Genomic DNA, 20,943 nt, shown 5'->3' on the forward strand with positions numbered 1-20,943 from the left:
TGGTCGAGAGATTATGTCATTCGCCGTGAAGCAACAGCAAGCCCAGCAGCAAACAGGCTCAACCTTAGCAGCGATGAGTCAGGCTCATTCGGTCCCGCTCATCGCAGCGGCGATGTGTTGAGCGCCATGTGGAACGCGCCCCTCGGCCATCCGCTCGCTATAGCGATCGACAAGATAATCCACCCGATCGCGGGTCAGGAGCGTGAACTTGTAGAGTTCTTCCATCACGTCCACGAGCCGCTCGTAATAGGAAGACGGCTTCATGCGACCGGCCTCATCGAACTGCTCATAGGCTCTGGCGACCGATGACTGGTTGGGCACGGTAATCATCCGCATCCAGCGGCCGAGAACGCGAAGTTGGTTGACGGCGTTGAACGATTGAGAGCCGCCTGACACCTGGCAGACGGCAAGCGTGCGCCCCTGCGTCGGCCGCACGCCGCCACTCTCAAGCGGCAACCAGTCGATCTGGCTTTTGAAGATGCCGGTCATCGCGCCGTGGCGCTCGGGCGAACACCAGACATGACCCTCAGACCAGATCGAAAGCTCGCGCAGCTCAACCACCTTTGGATGATCCGCCGGGGCATCGTCCGGCTGCGGCAGCCCGCGCGGATCGAAGATGCGGGTTTCCGCGCCGAAGCTACGGAGGAGCCGGTCGGCCTCCTCGATCAGCAAGCGGCTGTAGCTGCGCTCGCGCAACGAGCCGTAGAGGAGGAGGAACCTTGGCGGGTGCGACGATGAGCGAGCGGGGGCGAGTTTATCGAGGGTCGGCGGATCAAGGAACGCAGGATCGAGCGCGGGAAAGCTGTCTGTCATCGGGATACTCTGGCTTGGCAAATCACGATACTTCTAATATCGTGGAAATATGGAAATCAAGCTCGCCGTCACCGCTTTATCCGCACTGGCCCATGAAGGCCGGCTCGCCGTCTTCCGTATGCTGGTGCAGGCAGGGGGTAAGGGCCTCCCGGCGGGCGAGATTGCCAAACGCCTTGGCGTGCCGCCAAACACGCTGTCCGCCAACCTCAATGTGCTGAGCCATGCCGAGCTGATCGGCTCCCGGCGTGAGGGCCGGTCGATCATCTATACAGCGTCGTACGATCGCATGGCCGGACTGCTCGGCTTCCTCATGGAAGATTGCTGCCAGGGCGCATCCGAAATCTGCGCCCCCTTGGCCGAGGTCGTGAACCGCGCAGCCTGTTGTGCCGCCGGGAACGAAGGCACGCAATCATGATCCCATTCGACTTGCCACGCCGGCTCGCCGCCGAGGCGCTCGGCACGGCACTTCTGCTCGCGATCGTCATTGGCTCGGGCATCATGGGGGAGCGGCTGTCCGGCGGGAACCTCGCCATCGCGCTTCTCGGCAACACGCTCGCAACCGGCGCGGGGCTGGTGGTGCTCATCACCATGTTCGGCCCGATCTCCGGCGCCCATTTCAACCCGGCCGTGACGCTGGTGTTCGCAGCGCGACGGGAGATCACGGCACCGGTCGCGCTCGCCTACATCGTGGTCCAGATAACCGCTGGGATCATGGGCGTGTGGGTCGCGCACCTCATGTTCAGCGAGACGGCGTTTCAAATCTCGACGAAGCTAAGGGATGGCTCTGCGCAGGTGTTTTCAGAAAGCGTCGCCACCTTCGGCCTGATCGCCGCCATACTCGGCTCGCTTCGATTTCGCCCGGACGCAACGCCGCTCATCGTCGGACTCTATATCACCGCAGCCTACTGGTTCACGGCCTCGACGTCGTTCGCCAACCCGGCCGTGACGGTCGCACGATCGCTGAGCAACAGCTTCGCCGGCATTGCGCCGTCGTCGGTTCCACCTTTCATCCTCGCCCAGCTCGCAGGCGCTGCAATCGCGGCGGCGTTCTGCGGTTGGCTGTTCAGACAGGAGCGTCCCGCATGAGCGATTTCCCGATCACCATCTACCACAACCCGGCCTGCGGCACCTCGCGCAACACGCTCGCCATGATCCGGGCCGCGGGCTACGAACCGACCGTCACCGAATATCTCCAGGCGGGGTGGACGCGACCGCAGCTTGAGGAATTGCTCACAGCAATGGGCGCGCGACCGCGCGACATCCTGCGCGAGAAGGGCACGCCGGCCGCCGAACTCGGCCTGCTCGATCCGAGCATGGCCGACGATCGGATTCTCGATGCGATGGTCCAGCATCCGATCCTGGTGAATCGGCCGATCGTCGTCACGCCCAAGGGCGTAAAACTCTCCCGGCCATCCGAAGCCGTGCTCGGCCTGCTCGATCGACAGCCGGAGAGCTTCACCAAGGAAGATGCCGAGGTCGTGAAGATCTAAGCCCGCCGCCTTACGGGGGCGAGCCGCGGGAGTTTCGCACAGCCTGGGGGTTTCCACCGCAGAAGGGGTCGGCCGAGACGACAGGATCGGGCGCGGGGGAACGCTTTCCCCAACATCGGTCGCCGCACGTCCAGCGCTCAGCCAACGCGCGCTCGGAATGTGACAGCGTCGGCAGATGAATATCTGGACTGTTGATAAGCAATAAGGGATCGTTAGTTATATAACGTATGTCGGAGGGAGCTTATCCTGCAGAGGTGAATGAACCTCAGACAGGAGCAAGCATATGGAACGTCGAAAGGTATTGCTGGGAATGGGGATGGGCGTCGCAGCGGCGACGCTGGCACAGACCGCACGGGCTCAGGAAGGCGCCGGATCGGGGGCGGCCACTCAGGGGAGAGGTGTCAACAAGATTGCTGTCATCAGTGGCGTCAGCTCCGGGATCGGATATGCGACCGCGCTGGCTTTGGCGGACCGCGGTGTCAGCACCATCGGCACGTATCGGAACAACGAAGCGGGCGCGCGTCGAATGGCCGAAGAGGCCGAACGGCGTGGCGCGAAATCGGTGCTGTTCCACATGGATCTGAACCATATGGACAGCATTTCGCAGTTCCAGGAGAGCGTTCGGGCAGCGCTGAGGCGAGAGTGGAACACTGACCGCTTCGACTATCTGGTGAATAACGCGGGCATGTCCATCATGGCCATGTTCCCGGAGACGACAGAGGCCGCGTTCGACGAAATGAATCGCGTCCTCTTCAAGGGCCACTTCTTCATGAGCCAGGGGCTACTCCCGTCGCTGAAAGACGGGGGTGCCATCGTCAATGTCACCAGTTCGGCCACGATGCCGACCAGCGTATCGCCGGGATTTTCTGCATATGCGGCGATGAAGGGCGGATTGACCACCCTGACGAGGTACATGGCGAAGGAACTTGCGCCGCGCGGCATCCGAGTGAATGGCGTCGCGCCAGGCCCCACCAGGACCAGACTCGGCAATGACGGATTTGCTCGTCATCCAGAAGTCATCCCTGCCATCGCAGCCGAGACTGCACTGAGACGACTGGGAGAGCCGGCAGACCTCGGACGCGCGATTGCAGCTCTACTGTCCGACGATCTCGCGTGGGTGACGGGGGAAAACATCGAAGTGTCGGGCGGGTTCGGAATGTAGCAGCCGAGTAGGCCGCGAAGCGAAACCTCATGCGAGATGGATGGACCGTAGCTAGGATATCCCAGCTACGGCCGGCCGGCGAAAACTGCGACAAGCAAGATACACGGCTAAACTCGGGCGTACCGCATGTGGTCAGAACCGACATCACGTGGCATAGAACGACCATAATAGTCGTCTTTGTGGTGCGTAACCCGTGATTGTTACGCATAGTCATTGGAAGACTGCCGGGGATCGATAGGACGCAGGTGTCCTGGCAGTGCTGAGACGCTTGGCGGCGTTCCAGTTCGCGCACTCGACGAACGATCCGAAGGAGGCGGGGGATTTGGCGTGACTACGACCACTGATAGATCAGCGCCAAAGCGCAATGGATTTGTTCGTCGTCTCTGGAGACTTATCCGAGACGAGCGTTTCGGCCACCCAAGGTTTTCCGGCGAAGAACGGGCGTTGATTGCGGCCCAGGGAAAGGCGCTGGCGATGCTTATTATAACCCTTCAGGCGCGTGGCGTCTTGGACGCCAAGGAGTTCGCGGGCACGCTCGCTGTATTCAGCGTTGTCGTTTCGGAGGATGATCAGCTTGAGGGGGAGATGCTGGCCGTGTGGGCGGCGATCGTGAAGGATAGTCTGTAGTCGGTCCACGAATTGCACCAAAATAAGGGCGGAAGCGCAAAATACGCCTAAATCTCAGCAGCCTGCATTTATGCGTCTTTGGAGGCGGGCAGGTTCGTTAATTAAAGATTTAGCAAGTCTAATCGCAGGTTGTTCATCGACAGCTATTATAGTCGGGCCGTGCATTCATATTGAGAGGTGGTCCGGGATCCGTGCTTCGACTGCAAAACAATATACTGAGAATGATCGCCGACTGCGAGCCGCTTGATAAAACTGCGGGCCAGATTTGTGCATGCCTCGAAGCCGCATTGCCGGGCGTCGCCTGTTCTATTCTCACTGTCGATCGCGCGGGCCTAATTCATCCATTGGCGGCCCCAGCGTTGCCGAGCTCCTACAGCGCATCTCTCGACGGCATTATGATCGGCCCGGACGTCGGCTCATGCGGAATGGCGGCTTATCTTCGCAAACCCGCTGTGGTCGAGGACATAACACACGACCCGCGGTTCGCTGGGTTCATCCATCTCCTTGAGGGCCTGGACCTCCAATCTTGCTGGTCGTTCCCGGTGATTGGCGCGCTGGGCGATGTGGTCGCGACGCTGGCGGTCTATTCAAGAGAGTCGCGGCCTCCAAGTGCGCAGGAGTGCGAGCTGATCGACGCCTGCGTTGAGCTTTGCGCAACGGCGCTGCGCCGCCACGAACGATCCGTTGATCGCGAGCGTCGAGCCAACATCGATGCGCTTACCGGGCTGCCAAATCGCTCGGCGTTCAATGCGGCGCTGTCGAACATACGATGCGACAATCCGGGGTCGTGGGGTTTGTTCGTTATAGACCTCGATAACCTGAAGATCGTCAACGACACGTTCGGCCATCTTGCAGGAGACGCGCTGATCCGTGTCGCTGCGGGCCGCATATCGCGCGTCATGCTGCCTGACGTGACTTTCAGGCTCGGCGGCGATGAGTTTGCGGTTATTGTGCAGGCGCCTGGCGCCCTAGCGGATCTCGATGCGGCGGCGGAGAGGATCTTTCGGGATCTTGAGGCTCCTGCCGTGTGCGAAGGTCATTCGGTCGTGCCTCGTGCGACCATCGGCGGAGCGGTGCTCGGCCAGACCGAGCTTACGGCGGTTGCAGTTAATGAGGCGGCCGACTTCGCGCTCTATCATGCCAAGGAGACCGGCCGCGGCGGATTCGTGCGTTACTGGCCTGGGATCGGAACGCGGATCACGCACCGGCGCGACGCCATTCGCGATGTCGCCGATGCGTTGGCAGATGGCCGGATTCACGCACATTACCAGCCGATTGTCAGTCTCGACACGGGCGAGATCGTGGGGCTTGAGGCGCTGTGCCGCCTAAGGACGCAGGATGATGAGCTTATCCCGGCCAGCGCCTTTCACGAGGCTACCGCAGACGCTCACGTAGCTGCCGGGCTGACACAGCGGATGGTGACGATCGTTGCCGATGATATAGTCCACTGGCGCGATCAGGGGCTCCCTATCGGTTACGTCGGGCTGAATGTTTCAACCGCGGATTTCTACAGTGGCAGCCTTGTCCGAAAGGTTTCGGACGCATTTGACCGAGCCGGCGTTCCGCTCGGCCAACTGCTGATCGAGGTGAGCGAAGACGTCTATATGGGGCGCCGCGACCGGGTCGTCGCGCGCGAGATTAAAGCGCTGCGAGCTGCCGGGGTGCGGGTGGCGCTCGATGACTTCGGCACTGGCTACGCCTCGTTGACGCATCTGCTGACCGTGCCGATCGACATCATCAAGATCGACCAGGCGTTTACGGCCCGGCTCTGGCCAGACGATCCCAGCATGATCATCGTTGAGGGATTGATCGAGATCGCGGACCGCCTGGGTATCAGCGTTGTTGCCGAAGGCATTGAGGCGGAGGTCCAAGCGAGCCAGCTCTGGTCGATGGGGTGCAAGCTCGGCCAAGGCTTCGCTTTCGCATATCCGGCCGACCGGGAGACTACCAGCGCGCTTCTCGGCCGACACGCGACAGGAGCCATGGGCGTTGTGCCACTTTACGCGAGTAGGCGCGACGTGACTCAAGGTCCTGTGAGCCTGGACCAAGGGTTGCCACGAGTCGCCTTTAGCTAAAGGGCATCGACGGTCGCCTCGCCCCATCCCGCGGGACGCCGAGCGCTCGCAAAAGTTCGGGTCTCGGTTGCGTGGCTAACTCAGCACGGAGGGCGGTAGGCGCATTCCCGACAACCGCCTCCACGTGTATGTCGACTAACCCGCGAAAAGAGTGTTTAGGAAGCTCTGCGGTAGAAGGAAACAGTGGCATTTTTAGACGGATTCCGCTAGCGTTGACGGAGCGAGCGAGAGCCGGAAGCATCTAGGCAAGCAACAGTATAGCGAGGCCGGACCAAAGAAAGGAGGCGAGCATGTCGACCAAACAGATTCTCGCGCTCCTGAATTCGCATATCGACGGTGATGAAGACCAGCTCCTGTCGATCGCCCTGCAGATCGCCGCTCAGGAAGCCCGTCAGGGTCGTTCAGACGATGCTGAGAAGCTGAAGCGGCTTGTTCAGAAGGCGCGTGATCAACGCCAGACCGGCAAGCCCGCCGGCGGCCAAACTCCGATTCCGCTCGCCCGACCGCGCGGCGAATTGCAGGGTCTCGTAGAGAGTGCCTATCCCAAAGTTGCGCTCTCGAGCATGGTCCTTTCCGATGAGATCGCCAAACGGCTCGGCCGCGTGGTGCGGCAGCAGCAGGAACGGGTGACCCTACGCGAACACGGTCAGATACCCGCCACACACATGCTCCTCGTCGGGCCGCCCGGAACGGGCAAGACGATGACAGCCTCGGCTTTGGCCGGCGAATTGCGGCTACCCCTGTTCACGGTTCGGCTTGAAGCGCTGTTCAGCCGATTCTTCGGCGAGACAGCGGGCAAGCTGCGCTTGCTCTTCGATCAGATCGCGCAGACGCGCGGCGTCTACCTCCTTGATGAGTTCGACGCGATCGGCGCGCGCCGTGGCGACCCGAACGATGTCGGCGAAATTCGTCGCGTTCTGAATTCGGTGCTGGCCTTCATGGAGGAGCCGAATTCCACTGATAGTCTCGTGCTGGCGGCGACCAATCATGTCGAGATTTTGGACGAAGCGTTGGCCCGCCGTTTCGACGAGGTGGTCGAATATACGCTGCCGGACGCGGCGTCTGCACGGGCCGTCCTCGAACGCCGTCTGGGCAAGTTCAAATTCGCTGCAAAGGCGTGGGCGGGGATTGAAGCCGCGCTCAATGGCCTCAGCCAGGGCGAACTGGTCCGCGCCGCCGATGCCGTCGTCAAAGACGCTATTCTGGAAGGCGCGTCGAAGGTGTCGCCCGACGCCTTGCGCGACGCACTCGAAAATCGACAGACGCTGAAGGGCAAATTCCGTCGCCAACCCAGCCGTTAGGCAGGCTCCGCCGAACGGATCGAATGGAACGCGAATGAAGAAGTAGGAGCCTATGGCGGAGCCCGATAATTTCGATGCGAGAGACCGACCGCATATCCCGATCGACGTCTTTCGTGAGACAGCAGCCTACACTTTCCCATCCCGCAATCAGGACCGCAAACCCCTTCGTGGAGACTATGCGGCGCATGCGAACCAGCTCCTCGATCAGCTCTCGGAAGCGCTAGGGGCCGTTCCGGTTGCAGCTTCGGATCCGCGGCTGTCAGTGCAGGGTCTGAAATCCGGTACAGTGGTGGAGGTCACGACGTTGCCGCCGGCGGAAGGCTCGCGGACCAAAGCCGTCAAGGTCCCGTCGGCCTTGGAGTTCCCCACACAGGACGTTGTGATCCTGCGATCGGAACGCAACGAAGACCGCACCGAAAGCGCGTTGCTGTTCGTGCCCGATGATGCGCGCGCCTTCCTGCGTAATCGCATCACCGACTACGGCCGCGATCCTGGCAATCAACGACGTCCCGATGTCGAGCGGTTTGAGGTGATCGAGGAAGTCAGGGCGGCGGAGGCCGGATCGCTGTTCACCGGCGAGGTGGACCTGACGGCGCCGGACGTCGTCTGGTGGGAGTTGTGGGTTCGCCAGCCGGTCGCGCTTGCGGATCGCCTCGTCGCTGCGGCTCGCAACGCAAACATCGATGTGCATGACGATCGCCTCATCTTCCCCGATACGACGGTTGTCTTCCTGCACGCGGCCGCTGCGGCAGTGGCGGCGTTCGCGGCGCGCGTGCCAGGTGCCATCACCGAGATCCGCCGCGCGATCGGGACGATTGAGCCCTTTCTGGATCGTGGCGAGACTGGCCTCGGACAGCATGATTGGGTGGACGAGCTGGCGCAGCGCGTCAGCGCGCCGTCTCCGGACGCACCCGTGGTCTGTGCGCTCGACACAGGTGTCATGGCGGCTCATCCCTTGATCGCGCCCGGCCTGCGCGGGGCTTGGGCTTACGATTCTGCCTGGGGCGCGGATGACCACGCACCGTTCGGTGGTCACGGCACACCGCTTGCGGGGCTCGTCCTTTACGGCGACCTCGAACCATTGATGAACGATGCGCGCCCTGTCGAACTGACCCATGGCGCAGAATCGATGAAGCTGCTGCCGCCTGGTGGGTTTCCTCCAACTAAGCCGCCCAGCTACGGGGTGGTGACCCAGGGCGCTGTCAGTTCTGTCGAGATCGAGCGCCCAGATGTGGTGCGGAGCTTTTGCATCGCCACATCCGCCACCGATTTCCCTCCGAGCCGGCCATCGACTTGGAGCGGTGCGATCGACCAGATCGCGGCGGGCGCAATGCCGGGCGAGGCTGATGACGCCGTTTCGGCGGCTCAGCGCCCCAAGAGGCTGATTGTCGTCGCCACCGGGAACGTCTCTGGTGGCATGGCGGTGGATGTCCTGCCATCGCAGCCTTTGGAGGATCCATCACAGAGCTGGAACGCCCTTACTATTGGCGGCTTCACGCGCAAGGAGCAGCCGCCGGCGCCGCCGCCGGTGTTGCAGGCCGCGGTCCCGGCCAATCATCGCAGCCCGTTTAGTCGTGGCTCGCAGTCGCTGCCGGACGACCTGACCCCGATAAAACCGGAAGTGTTGTTCGAGGCCGGAAACATGGTCTCCGACGCGACCGGATTCTGCGGGTGGGACCCGGCCGTCTCCCTCCTGTCGGCCGGCTCCGATGTCGCGGCTGAACCGCTGGTCCCGTTCTGGGCCACGAGCGCAGCCGCTGGCATGGCTGGAAACTTCATCGGCCGCCTGCAAGCCGCCAGGCCGGGCCTGTGGGCCGAGACGCATCGCGCGCTGACCGTTGATTCTGCCCGATGGCCCGAACCGATCCGGAATAGGTTCATCGGCACCGGAGCCCATTGGAAGACTGGGAAAGCGGCTACCAAGGGCAAGAAACAGGAGATGCTCCGGGAGTTTGGCTACGGCGTGCCGGACATTGAGCGAGCGATCCAGTCGGCGCGAAACGACGCCACGCTGGTCGCGCAGGCGGAGATTCAGCCCTTTGCGATCGGCGCCGATGGGCGGACCGGAGTCTTCAACGAGATGCACTTCTATGACCTGCCTTGGCCCAAAGCAGCGCTGGAGGCGCTCGAGAACGAGATCGTGACGATGAAGGTCACCTTGTCGTACTTCGTCGAGCCGAATTTGGCGGGCAAGGCGGCTACGCGGCCGGATACATACCGCTCCTTCGGGCTGCGATTTGACATGAAGAAGCGCACCGAGACTGCAGCCCGGTTTCGTAGCAGGATTTCGGCGAGCCAAGCGAAGGACGGCACCGAAGCCGATGGCGAGGCCAGTTGCTGGCTTCTTGGGCCAAAAGCTATTCAGGCGGGCTCGCTGCATTGCGACTTGTGGCGCGGCCGGGCGATCGAACTGGCGGGGCACGACGCGATCGCGGTCTACCCGGTGGGCGGATGGTGGAAGTCGCACGTTGGACAGAAGCGCGTGGCTGACAAAGCACGGTATGCTCTGGTCATTTCAATCTCTGCGCCCGGCCAGAATATCGATCTCTATAGCGAGATCAGCACGCTTGTTGAGAACAAGGAGATTGAGGTGCTACTCGGTTAGCGCGTCAAGTTGAATAGAAACGGGGGGGTGGCCGTGCGTATTTCGCGCGTAAAGATAAGAAACTTCGCGAATTTTTCGGACATCGACCTCGAAACAGGCGAGAGTATTGTCATTGTCGGCGAGAACAAGGTCGGCAAGAGCAACTTCATCCGCGCTTTGCAATTGATTCTCGATCCGGGGCTGTCGGAGCGCGACCGCCAACTCGGGCTGGAGCATTTCTGGGATGGCCTGGGCGAGGACAAGCTTGGCGAGACGATTGAAATCTCGGTCGAGTTGACCGATTTCACCGGGGATCCGCGCCTGATGGCGCATCTCAACGACTGCGTGGTGGACCCGGGCCCACCGATGGTCGCGCGCCTCACCTACCGCTTCCAACCGAAGGCAAATCTTGGCCGCGATCCTGAAAGCCTGGCCGACTACGAGTACGTCATTTTCGGTGGCGACGACCCAGATATGGCCATCGGATCGTCCCTGCGCCGGATGCTACCGCTCGACGTTCAAGTAGCGCTGCGCGATGCCGAGAAAGACCTGTCGAGCTGGCGAAACTCGCCGCTCAGGCCGTTGATTGAGCAGTTGACGACGTCGCTCGACCAAGACGCTCGCGATGAAATTCAGGAACAGGTAAACGAGGCGCAAGCCGAGCTTGCAGGCCATGGCGAGGTGGTTGCTACCGCGCAGCGGATCAGCGACCGCCTGATCGCCATTGCGGGTGAACAGCATGCCGTTCCGCTCACGCTCGGCTTAGCTCCGACGCGTGTCGATGCGTTGCTGCGCAGCCTGCGCCTGCTGATTGACAATGGGGCGCGCGGCATTAGCGACGCCAGCCTCGGCACCGCCAACCTGATCTTCCTGGCGTTGAAGAGCCTAGAACTCGATCGCTTGGTTTCCGACGGCGAGCGTGACCACACCTTCTTTGTGGTCGAAGAGCCTGAGGCACATCTTCATCCGCATGTGCAGCGTCTGGTCTATCGGTATTTCCTTGACAATGCTGCAGTTGACCAAGAGGACCTGCCGCCTCTCACGACCATCCTCACCACACACTCGCCGCATATTGCCAGCGTCACACCGATACGCTCGATCGTCCTGCTCCGTCACGACGCCGGTCAGGATGCCACGACCGCCGTTTCGACGGCGACGGCTCCGCTGACCGAACGTGATGAGGCTGACCTCCAGCGCTATATCGATGTCAGCCGCGGCGAGATCTTCTTTGCGCGCGGCGTCATCCTCGTCGAGGGTGACGCCGAGCGGTTTCTCATTCCCGCATTCGCTGAGGCGTTGGGTATTCCACTCGACATGCTTGGCATCACGGTGTGCTCTGTAAGCGGCACCAATTTCACGCCCTATGTGAAGTTGCTGGGTCCACAGAGCCTGAACATTCCCCACGTCATCCTGACCGATCGCGATCCCATCGGCGCGAACCCGCCGCTGGTGCGCCGCCGCCTCATCAACGTGCTGCGATTGGTCGAGAACGGCGTAAACTATACGCCGCTGGACGCCGATGCCGTGATCGCCCGTGCGGAACCGTTTGGGTATTTCGTAAACGGCAACACGCTTGAGCCGGAACTGTTCTGCGGTGGTCTCGCGGAAGCGATGCAGGAGGTCATCGAGGAGGAGTTGTCGATCAATCAGGCGACACGCGACGTAATTCAAGGATGGGTCGACGATACCGACACGCTCGATGAGGAGCGACTGATCAAGCTTATCGAACGGATCGGCAAGGGGCGCTTCGCGCAGGCGCTGGCGCCGCACGTCGATGAGGATACGTGCCCGGACTATATCCGGAAAGCGCTGGAGCACGTTCGCGATGCCGTTGCGTAGTGTCAGCGCCGCATATCTCGCGCAAGCGGCGGACTTGGCCAGTAACCCGGGCCAGCAAGCTGCCTATGACTCGACCGGCCATTGCGTCGTGCTCGCCGGCCCCGGCAGCGGCAAGACCAAGACGCTGGTGCTCAAGCTTGCCCGGATCATGGCTGAAGATGTCCGAGCGCCACGAGGCGCGGCATGTATCACTTACAGCCAGGAGTGCGCGCGAGAGCTGACGCGCCGGTTGGAACGGCTTGGCCTGCGAGAGGCGCCGAACCTGTTTATCGGCACGGTTCACGGCTTCTGCCTGCGACACCTCTTGATGCCCTATGGCCGGCTTGCCGACCTGCCGGTCCCGTTTCCGCTTGCGGTCGCCACGCAACGCCAGAGCGATCAGGCGATGAAGCGAGTCGGCGACAGGCTCTTTGGCGTGGGTCATCCGAACAAGCCGATGGACCTCGGCCGCCAACGAAGGTCTATCCTCGACCGAGCCTCGGAGGACTGGACCAGTGAGGAGGAGCTTGCGGCCTGGGCCGAGGCTTACGAAGCCGAGTTGCGGCGGACAGGCCTGGTCGATTTCGACGATCTCGTGATTTTCGGCCAGCGTCTGGTCTCAGAGCATGATTGGGTCCTCCCCTTGCTCCAGGCGAAATTCCCGGTGCTCGCGGTCGATGAATATCAGGATCTCGGGGTCGCGTTGCATCGCATTGTCAAGCGCATGGCCTTCGACGGCGGTGTCCGCCTCTTTGCGGTGGGCGACCCTGATCAGTCGATCTACGGTTTCACCGGCGCCGATGGAGCGCTCCTGCAGGAGCTTGCCGAGCGCGACGACGTTGAGCGAGTTCACCTTCAGCTCAACTATCGCTCCGCCTCGCGGATTGTTAGCGCCTCCGAGATGGCGCTCGGTGAGGCTCGCGGATACCTATCGAACGACCCGGATCGCCAAGCGGTGATCGCCTTCGTTGAGTGCGACGATGGCTTGGAAGGCCAAGCAGCACACGCGATCGCCGAGATCATCCCAGCGGCTCTTGCCGCCAAACCGGGACGTGCGCTGGGCGACATCGCAGTCCTCTACCGGGACTATCGTGCCGGCGACGTAGTGGCGGAAGCCGCTGCAGCCGCGGGCCTCGACTTTGTGAGGGTCGACACGGCCGCGCCATATCGCAAGGTCGCGCTGACGAGCTGGATTGAGGATTGCGCAGCCTGGTGCGCGGGAGGTTGGCGTGAAGCGCGGCCGCAGTTGCGTGGCTTGTTGGACCGGTGGATCGGCTTCCATCGCGCGCGAGTTTCAGATGTTGAGGCCAGCGCGGAGTTGCAGGGCCTTACTCAACTCCTCTGGTCGCTGCGGGTTGAGGAAGGACTTGCCCGAGACTTCGTGATGGCGCTGCGGGCAGGAATGCTTGACGCACTCATGGCTGCCGAACCGGGCTTGGCAGATCAGCGCGAGCAGGTTGACCGGATGTCAACGGCGCTTGCCGTGGGCGGGCCGCTCACGGATCTCGACGTCGCCAGTCTTGGCGGGCGAGATGGCTCGCCGCTCCACCTGAATTTGTTGACGCTGCACTCTGCCAAAGGCTGCGAGTACGACGTGGTGATTATGGTCGGTCTCGATCTCGGCAGTCTGCCATGGCGCAATGAATTGCCTGCGGCTAGCCGCGAAAGCCGCCGGCTATTCTATGTCGGCCTCACGCGCGCCCGGGACGAGATACACATGCTCTATTCCGGGTACGTCGATACAGCCCGCGGGAGGATGCATTGGGGGCGCTCTCCATTCCTCGACGAGCTCGAAGCTCGCATGGAGGAGGCGGAGGACGAGAACCTATGATGTCATTCAGTGAAGCTCAGACGATCGAAGACCTGGCGGACCTCCTGTACGATTTTCTTCCTGGGAGCGGGAATAACAGGACTGCATTTCCTCTTGCCGCCGCGCAGGCTGGCGTCGGCGACCTGTGGGTGCCGGGCAGCAAGCGACCTGCCATTGTTCAACTCCTGACCGCCACGCTGGAACAGCGCAGGTCGTGCTTTACGAAATTGATCGTAGCGGTCGTGCGCCAAGCGATGACCTACCGGCGGGGGAAAGGCAACCCGCTCAGTCGCGAAGAGATTGATCGGCTCAACAGCCTTCTTCCCGGCGTGCAATTCAAGATTCCTGACCTACTCGATCCAAGTTTCCTAAGCAGCTTCGGCGCGCCAAAGGCGGCAGAGCCGACGTCGCAGGCGTCATCGACGCTGGGTACGGCCAAAGCGCAGGAGCTTGCCGCGCTCCTCATCGAGATCACCAAGCTCGATCCCCAGACGCGTGGTCTGCGCTTCGAGGGGTTTCTCAACGAGTTGTTCGCTGGTTTCGGCCTAGCGCCGCGCGGATCTTTTCGGCTCGTCGGCGAGCAGATCGACGGTAGCTTCAAGCTCCACGGCCAAACCTACCTGGTTGAAGCAAAATGGCATGGGCCTCAGATCGGCTTTGCCGACCTTATGACATTTTCGGGTAAGGTCAGCGGGAAGGCATCCTGGTCGCGCGGCCTGTTCGTGAGCAATTCCGGCTTCACCGCCGAGGGGCTGGAAGCGTTCTCGCGTGGACGCCAGACCAACCTTATATGCGCTGACGGGCTCGACCTCTATGAAGTGCTCTCACGGAAGGTCTCACTCGTCACGGTTCTGGAAGGCAAGGAGCGCCGTGCCGCCGAGACAAACCGGGCGTTCGTCGCTGTGCGGGACTTGAATCTTTAGGGGGAGCGAGAGGCGATGACGGTATATCGATGACAGGCCGTCGCCCGCCCTTCGTGCTGTAGCGTACAGGCGGCGAGCCCAGTCTGACGGTAGTTCGGTGCCGCTCCTAAACCGTGTCTGGCAATAGATGGTGGAAGGTGCATGTCGCCACAACGACCGAAAAAGCTAAGGATTTCAACAGCACGGTTTTTTGACGGGCTGCCTGACGGTATAGCCACTTGCGAAAAATAATTTGACCTTTATTTTCAAAGCTTTATGATGATAGGAAATAATCGAGTGGGAGTGACGGGGGATACAGCCGGATAGTTTTGGCTATTGTAGCGTAAGTTGCTCCGTCGGTAGCACGGAATAGCAATTGAGCGACAGCCAGGCCCTTCGCTAACCTTTTGACGCAGGCGCGCACCGGCTGGATTTCTCTTCAACGTTACAATTGCGCCGGCTACGTTTGGGACCTTGGAGGTCAATCGGCTTCTGGCTGTGAGCGACGAGTAAGCTGCCAATCGTCCGAGTTACCGGCAGCCTCAGTGATCCTCACTTCGCTCCAGCCCGTGGAAGGCTAGCTTTAGCAGGCGCTCGCTGCGTGCTGTGCCTTCCGCTGTAGGCGGTAGTTGGGTGAGCAAGGCGAGCAACTGCAGAAAGTCCTCGGCATCGACCGGCTTCGAAACTTCGCCCGCATCGACGCAAGCGTCCATCAGAAGCCTGACGGCGTCGACCATGGGCCAATAGGTTTCCCGGAAGTCCTGGTCGGTCATAGCGGCCCGCAGCATATCCGCGACACCCTGCTTCTTGCGGCCGTAATCGACGAACCGCTCCGCCCATCTTCGGAAGGCTTCGAGTGGCTTGAACGCCTCGAGGAGCGACGGTGCGAAGCTCACCAGCTCGTCGATACTATCGCGATAGATGCCGAGGACGAGCGATTCCCGGGTCGGGAAGTGGCGGTACAGCGTGCCCTGCCCCACGCCCGCCGCCTTGGCGATGGAATGCAGCGAGGCCGCTGGATCGATTGCAAGGGCGTCTCGTGCGACAGCCAGGATGCGGTCGCGATTGGTGCGGGCGTCGGCGCGACGCTTATGGGTTTGGGTCATGAGCCTTGACTAAACGGACAATTGTCCATATCCATATCGAGAAATCGGACATATGTCCGTTTCTATACGGTGGAGGCGTTTATGCAATATGTAAAGCTCGGCAATTCGGGACTCGACGTGTCGCCCGTCTGCATCGGTTGCATGGGGTTCGGCGATCCGGCCAAGGGCCATCCGGCCTGGTCAGTGGAAGAAAGCTCGAGCCGGGAGTTGATCCATCACGCCCTCAGGACCGGGATCAACTTCTTCGACACAGCCAACATGTACTCCACCGGCACAAGCGAGGAATTCCTCGGGCGCGCGATCAAGGGTTTCGTGAACCGGGATGCCGTCGTCATCGCCACCAAGGTTGCGGGCGCGACACGCAACGGCCCCAATGCGATCGGGCTATCGCGCAAGGCCATCATGGCTGAACTTGATCACAGCCTGCGGCGGCTCGGCACAGACTATATCGATCTCTACCAGATACACCGCCGCGACCAGCTGACCCCGTGGGAGGAAACGCTCGAAGCGCTTCACGACGCCGTGAAAGCGGGCAAGGTACGCTATCTCGGCGCCTCGTCGATGAAGGCGTGGGAGTTTGCCAAAGCGTTGCACATCCAGCAGTCCAACGGCTGGATGCGCTTCATCTCTATGCAGCACAATTACAATCTGGTCGCGCGCGAAGAAGAACGCGAGATGATCCCGCTCTGTGCCGATGAGGGTGTGTCGACCCTGATCTACAGTCCGCTCGCGCGTGGGAAATTGGCCCGCCCATGGGGGATGACGACGACGCGAACGGAGACCGAACCGTCCGGTGCCCAGCAAAATCCGGATACGGCGGCCAGCGATCGGGCAATCGTCGAAGCGGTGAATGCCATCGCCGCGGAACGTAATGTCGGCGCCGCCGAGATTTCCCTGGCGTGGTTACGTCGAAATCGCGTGGTCGCTGCGCCGATCGTGGGCGCACTGAAGACCAAGCATATCGACGATGCCGTGGCTTCGCTGTCGGTCGTGTTGAGCGACGAGGAGGCGGAGCGACTCGAGAAGGCTTACACGCCCCGCCTGGATCAACAGGGAGTATCTATTCCGGCTTTGTTGCATCGCTCCATCGAAGCATCGACTGGCTTCAAAAGGGATGCTCCTCTCGTTTAGGTCTGTCCGCTTCCGGTCCCCTGCGTTAGAGCGTGATGCCTAAAAGTATGAGGGATTTCGAACGACATCACGCTCTACTTTTTTGGTTCGGGAACGGATTTCAGATTTTAGGTCGGCTCGACCTAAAATCATCCGGCTCCAGGCGCGCGTGCGCCTGGAACGGTGGCTGGATCGGGACAATTGCTATCGAGGGCACATGTTCACGACGGGGCTTGGCGCTCCCGCGCGGCGAACGTCTTGGGCGAGACGCCGACAAATCGGGTGAAGGCGGTGCTAAAGGCGCTTGGTGACAGGAAGCCTATGGCGAGCCCGATCTCGCCAATAGTTTTGTCACCGCGACGCAACGCATCCTTCGCAACGGACATGCGCCAGTGCTGAAGATAGCCGATCGGCGCCATGCCGACCACGCTGCGGAACCGGCTCGAAAGGCTGGATCGGGAAACACCGCAGAGCCGCGCCAAGTCTGCCAGCGTCCAGTCTTTCGCGGCGTCTTCGTGCAGTGCCGTCAGCGCCCGGGCTGTCACGGGATCATTCAATCCGGCGAGCAAGCCCCTGTGCTCCCGGGTTGCGTCAGGGACGGCGCCGCGAAGAATCTCGACAAATGTCAATTCCATCAAGCGCGTAATGACGAAGTCGCTACCGGCTCTCGGTTGCGATGACTCCGACAGGTTCAAACTCAGCAAACTGCGAACACGCCAAGAGGAGACGTCATCACGCATGACATGGACAAAGGATGGCATTAGCCAGGTGAGGAGGCCCTCGTTCGCGGTGTCGAAGACGAACCGCCCGCCACGTAATACCACAGGCGCTTCCGAGCCTGCACCCATCCTCAGAAGCGTTTTACCTGTGGTTGCGACCATCGCCTCGCTGTCCTGAGCGACAGCTTGCGCGTCCGAGGCAAGGACAAAGCTCTTGTCGGTTCTGATGAGGACGAAGTCGCCTTCCTGCAGCAGGAGCGGTTCCTTGTCGGCTCGGATCAGCTGGCAGGCGCCGCGCTCCAGCCAGCAGAACAGCAGGTCGTCCCGATTGCGGAACGACACGGCCCATCGGCCATAGCCCTCGATCCCGCCCCAGAGCGTGGCGCGCGGGCGAAGCAAATGGATGAGGTCGAGAAAAGGATCCAAATTTCGGCCGATTGATAAATTAATATGGCAGATACATTATCGATCGAATGATTAGATCGAAGTAGTCTTTCCTTCAAGAGGCGGGCCGCACTCAACGGATAACCCATCCGCATCTGCGAAAGGAAAAGTCATGTTGCATAACAAGCGGGTCGCGATCCTTGGCGGATCTCGTGGTATCGGCTTTGCGGTGGCTCAAGGAGCCGTCCATGAAGGGGCTCATGTTATCATCGCTTCCAGCCAACAAGAGAACGTCGCGGGCGCCATCACGCGTTTACCGGAAGGAACCGCCACAGGTGCGGTCGTCGATGTAAGGTCGATGGAGTCCCTCTCGGCATTCTTCACGACGCTCGGCGCGTTCGACCACCTGGTCTTCACTGCCGGCGAGCCTTTGCCGTTCGGCAAGCCCGTCGCCGAAATCGATCTGGCGGCTGCACGCAGCTTTTTTGAATTGCGCTATTGGGGTGCGGTCGCTGCCGTGAAGGCGGCACAGCCACACATGCGCGATGGCGGGTCCATCGTGTTGACGAGCGGAACCTCGGCCCGGCGGCCGCCGGCAGGTTTTGCCTTCGCGGCAAGCATTTGCGGCGCAATCGAATCCCTGACCCGCGCGCTTGCCCTCGATCTCGCGCCTCTGCGCGTCAATGTTGTGACGCCCGGAATGGTTGCCACCGATCTGTGGTCCGGTATCCCATCCGAGGCACGGGACCAGATCTTCCGCTCGGTGGGCGGGAAGTTGCCCGTGGGACGTGTCGGCGAGCCGTCGGATATCGCTGAAGCGTACCTGTCGTTCATGCGCAATGCCTATGTCACCGGCCAATCCGTAATCGTGGATGGCGGTGCCGTGCTCGTCTAGAGCCTTTTGTTTTTAGCAATACCGGGAGCAGCAATCGTTCTCCCCGTGCCAGCACGACAACGTCATCGAGGCCCTTTCCAATGACCAGCGCAATACTGGTGCCAGCGGGCTGGCTTGATACTTCGTCAAGGATGGCGGCTATACGACATCTCGCGCCGACGGAGAAGCTGTTCATCGCGCGCTTCAAGGGCATGGAAAGAAGGAGGAAACCATACCTTCTCCTCAAAAGCCCGAACGCTAATTCAGCCGTTCGGGCTCTTCTGCACCATAGGCTTGGACTGGTGACCTTACTTCACCGTGATGCTCAGGCCGCTGAGATCGGCGTTGACCTGCAGGCCGACCTGCCTGCCTGTCAGTTCGAGCTGGGCGCCCTTGTCATTGGTCATGACGATCATCTGAGCACCCTTGCCGATCGCGCCGCCGCCGCCGGCGGCACCGTAGACACCGCCTACATCGCGGGCGCGGCGAATATTGCGCACTGTGCCCTGGAAATAGGTCTTGGAAGCACCAAAGGCGAGGCCGCCCGAGATGCCGCCGATCGAGATGGGATATTTGCGGCCATGGAAGGTCAGTGTGCCCTCGCCTCCGGAGCCGCCGACGAAGAAAGCCGCCTTATAGACAGAAAAGCGGATTGTGCCGCTATCGGCATGCGCGACGCCGGCAAAGCCGATCCCCGCGGCAGCAATAGCGGCAACCGCGACCGAACGAAATCCAGATGAAATCCTCATATTAAGACACTCCTCAAAAGCGCCGCTTACCCAGCCGGCCGGGCACGACGTCAGCGCCGTGTCAAAGTCAGAGATAAACGGTCTCGCACGACCTTTAGTTCCAAAACACATTAAAACAAAGCGTTAGAATACATCCAGACAACCGAATGGAAATGAGGAGATGGTAGCGCTGAATGAAACAGATCAACGCGACGTATCAGATGCAATGGCGCCCTTGCAACCGCAGTCGAGACCTCACATCCTGGCCCGCAGCACCTGGTAACTTCAATTCAATCCGGTTCAAGCCGGTCAACGCCTCCGACATCAGCGCTTTTTCGCCTCGCGTGTTCGTTTGTCATCGATGCGTCTTTGTGTTTTGCTGATAGCGCCCGAATGGCTTTTTACGTGATCAATAAAAGCACGCAGCTTCGGCATCATTTGATGGCGGTTGGGATAGTATAGAAACACTCCCGGCGCCAACGGCGCGAATGACTCCAGAACCTGCACGAGCTTGCCTGCTTTCATCAGGCTCAGGGCAATCGGCTCAGGCACTTGTGCAAGTCCCATATCCTCCCCGGCCGCACCAAGAATGGTGGGAAAATCACGAGCAATCAGCGGGCCTGAGACGATTGCCTCGATCGGCCTGTTGCCATCGACAAAGGACCATGGTGCGATCGACGCGTCCGAGCGGCGCATGCGCAAACAGGCGTGCTGGCGCAGATCATCGATACGTTCGGGCCTTCCCCGCCGGCGAAGATACTCGGGGGTACCAACGACCACCAGCGGAAAGGGCGGGGTAAGCCGAACCGCAACCATGTCAGCGGCAATGAACTGCCCCAGCCGGATGCCGGCGTCAAATCCCTCGGCAGCGATATCGACCAGATCTGCGCTTGCGGCGATCTCCACCTCGACCTGAGGATAAGCTTGGCAGAAGGATGCGATCAGCGGCTCCAGCAGGATTGGCATCACTGCCCGCGGTACGGTGAGGCGCAGCAGTCCCGCAGGCCGCTGCCCAAGGTCACGCGCGACCTCGCTTGCCGCGACAAGCTCCTCGAAAGCAGGCTTTGCGCGCAAGTGAAATCGTTCGCCGGCTTCGCTCAGGCTGACACTGCGCGTCGTGCGAATAAAAAGTGCGGCGCCGACGCGCGCCTCAAGTGAGCGTACCGCCTGGCTGATTGCCGATGGCGTTACCCCCAGCTCGGCCGCTGCTTTGCGAAAACTACGATGCTGGGCGACGCTCAGAAAGGCTTCCACGCCATCGAGTGCACCCTGCCTGACTGTGAAGTTCTGCTTCATAACTCGTCGACATTATCGAGAATAGTCGCTCATGGAAAGTGGCCTTATACGTGAGTTGCAAATCGGGAGCATCGCAAACGCCAAGCCCGAACGTTTGTGACGTCCCGGCTCTGCAACCTCTTCCTGGTCTTTACTCTCACAGGA

General features: G+C 61.1%; 18 protein-coding genes. 13 read left to right on the top strand and 5 right to left on the bottom strand.

Translation table 11 applies throughout. The features are described 5' to 3' along the window. Positions 1-84 precede the first annotated feature (84 nt). Entirely contained in the window at positions 85-813 is a 729-nt protein-coding gene (gene arsH / locus AC13QY_RS17530) for an arsenical resistance protein ArsH (RefSeq protein ID WP_488493732.1), read from the bottom strand. Between the two features lie 49 nt (positions 814-862). Between arsH and AC13QY_RS17535 the strand changes: the two genes are divergently transcribed. The 11 genes from AC13QY_RS17535 to AC13QY_RS17585 all read left to right on the top strand — a co-directional run bounded on the left by AC13QY_RS17535 (position 863) and on the right by AC13QY_RS17585 (position 14,603). After that, positions 863-1,228 carry an ArsR/SmtB family transcription factor gene (locus AC13QY_RS17535; RefSeq protein WP_488493733.1) on the top strand — a complete coding sequence of 122 codons (366 nt, stop codon included), beginning with the start codon at positions 863-865 and terminating at the stop codon, positions 1,226-1,228. Next, positions 1,225-1,899 carry an aquaporin gene (locus AC13QY_RS17540; RefSeq protein ID WP_488493734.1) on the top strand — a complete coding sequence of 225 codons (675 nt, stop codon included), beginning with the start codon at positions 1,225-1,227 and terminating at the stop codon, positions 1,897-1,899. Before AC13QY_RS17535 ends, AC13QY_RS17540 begins: the two co-directional genes overlap by 4 nt. Continuing rightward, the gene (gene arsC, locus AC13QY_RS17545; protein ID WP_488493735.1) at positions 1,896-2,303 is read left to right on the top strand and encodes an arsenate reductase (glutaredoxin); all 408 of its coding nucleotides are present in this window, start codon (positions 1,896-1,898) and stop codon (positions 2,301-2,303) included. Before AC13QY_RS17540 ends, arsC begins: the two co-directional genes overlap by 4 nt. Positions 2,304-2,586: 283 nt before the next feature. After that, positions 2,587-3,465, top strand: a complete 879-nt coding sequence (locus AC13QY_RS17550) for an SDR family NAD(P)-dependent oxidoreductase (RefSeq protein WP_488493736.1) — start codon at positions 2,587-2,589, stop codon at positions 3,463-3,465. Between the two features lie 327 nt (positions 3,466-3,792). Beyond that, a complete protein-coding gene (locus AC13QY_RS17555; RefSeq protein ID WP_488493737.1) occupies positions 3,793-4,092 on the top strand; it encodes an integrase core domain-containing protein in 300 nt (99 codons plus the stop codon). A gap of 221 nt (positions 4,093-4,313) precedes the next feature. Next, a complete protein-coding gene (locus AC13QY_RS17560) occupies positions 4,314-6,167 on the top strand; it encodes a putative bifunctional diguanylate cyclase/phosphodiesterase (protein ID WP_488493738.1) in 1,854 nt (617 codons plus the stop codon). 290 nt (positions 6,168-6,457) lie between these two features. Further along, positions 6,458-7,468: an AAA family ATPase gene (locus AC13QY_RS17565; protein WP_488493739.1), complete on the top strand. Its 1,011-nt coding sequence runs from the start codon at positions 6,458-6,460 to the stop codon at positions 7,466-7,468. Between the two features lie 52 nt (positions 7,469-7,520). Further along, the gene (locus tag AC13QY_RS17570; RefSeq protein ID WP_488493740.1) at positions 7,521-10,073 is read left to right on the top strand and encodes a S8 family peptidase; all 2,553 of its coding nucleotides are present in this window, start codon (positions 7,521-7,523) and stop codon (positions 10,071-10,073) included. Positions 10,074-10,106: 33 nt separating this feature from the next. Further along, a complete protein-coding gene (locus tag AC13QY_RS17575; RefSeq protein WP_488493741.1) occupies positions 10,107-11,891 on the top strand; it encodes an ATP-dependent nuclease in 1,785 nt (594 codons plus the stop codon). Beyond that, complete coding sequence (locus tag AC13QY_RS17580; RefSeq protein ID WP_488493742.1) at positions 11,827-13,701, top strand: ATP-dependent helicase; 1,875 nt, start codon at positions 11,827-11,829, stop codon at positions 13,699-13,701. Before AC13QY_RS17575 ends, AC13QY_RS17580 begins: the two co-directional genes overlap by 65 nt. Further along, a complete protein-coding gene (locus tag AC13QY_RS17585; protein WP_488493743.1) occupies positions 13,698-14,603 on the top strand; it encodes a restriction endonuclease in 906 nt (301 codons plus the stop codon). The genes AC13QY_RS17580 and AC13QY_RS17585 overlap by 4 nt, the downstream gene beginning before the upstream one ends. Positions 14,604-15,124: 521 nt before the next feature. Here AC13QY_RS17585 and AC13QY_RS17590 read toward each other — a convergent pair. Beyond that, positions 15,125-15,688, bottom strand: coding sequence for a TetR/AcrR family transcriptional regulator (locus AC13QY_RS17590; protein WP_113329906.1), 564 nt, complete (start codon positions 15,686-15,688; stop codon positions 15,125-15,127). Between the two features lie 81 nt (positions 15,689-15,769). Between AC13QY_RS17590 and AC13QY_RS17595 the strand changes: the two genes are divergently transcribed. Beyond that, positions 15,770-16,819: an aldo/keto reductase gene (locus AC13QY_RS17595; RefSeq protein WP_488493768.1), complete on the top strand. Its 1,050-nt coding sequence runs from the start codon at positions 15,770-15,772 to the stop codon at positions 16,817-16,819. Between the two features lie 200 nt (positions 16,820-17,019). Here the strand turns inward: AC13QY_RS17595 and AC13QY_RS17600 are convergent, their stop codons facing one another. Next, positions 17,020-17,943, bottom strand: coding sequence for an AraC family transcriptional regulator (locus tag AC13QY_RS17600; RefSeq protein WP_488493744.1), 924 nt, complete (start codon positions 17,941-17,943; stop codon positions 17,020-17,022). Between the two features lie 130 nt (positions 17,944-18,073). Between AC13QY_RS17600 and AC13QY_RS17605 the strand changes: the two genes are divergently transcribed. Further along, positions 18,074-18,796: an SDR family oxidoreductase gene (locus tag AC13QY_RS17605; RefSeq protein WP_488493745.1), complete on the top strand. Its 723-nt coding sequence runs from the start codon at positions 18,074-18,076 to the stop codon at positions 18,794-18,796. Positions 18,797-19,083: 287 nt separating this feature from the next. Here the strand turns inward: AC13QY_RS17605 and AC13QY_RS17610 are convergent, their stop codons facing one another. Together AC13QY_RS17610 and AC13QY_RS17615 are read right to left on the bottom strand one after the other, a co-directional pair. After that, complete coding sequence (locus AC13QY_RS17610; RefSeq protein ID WP_069611058.1) at positions 19,084-19,524, bottom strand: lipid-binding SYLF domain-containing protein; 441 nt, start codon at positions 19,522-19,524, stop codon at positions 19,084-19,086. Positions 19,525-19,827: 303 nt separating this feature from the next. Next, on the bottom strand, positions 19,828-20,799 hold the full coding sequence (locus tag AC13QY_RS17615) for a LysR substrate-binding domain-containing protein (RefSeq protein WP_488493746.1): 972 nt from the start codon (positions 20,797-20,799) through the stop codon (positions 19,828-19,830). Positions 20,800-20,943: the final 144 nt, after the last annotated feature.

This window comes from Martinezella sp. CNPSo 3795 (assembly GCF_057784475.1).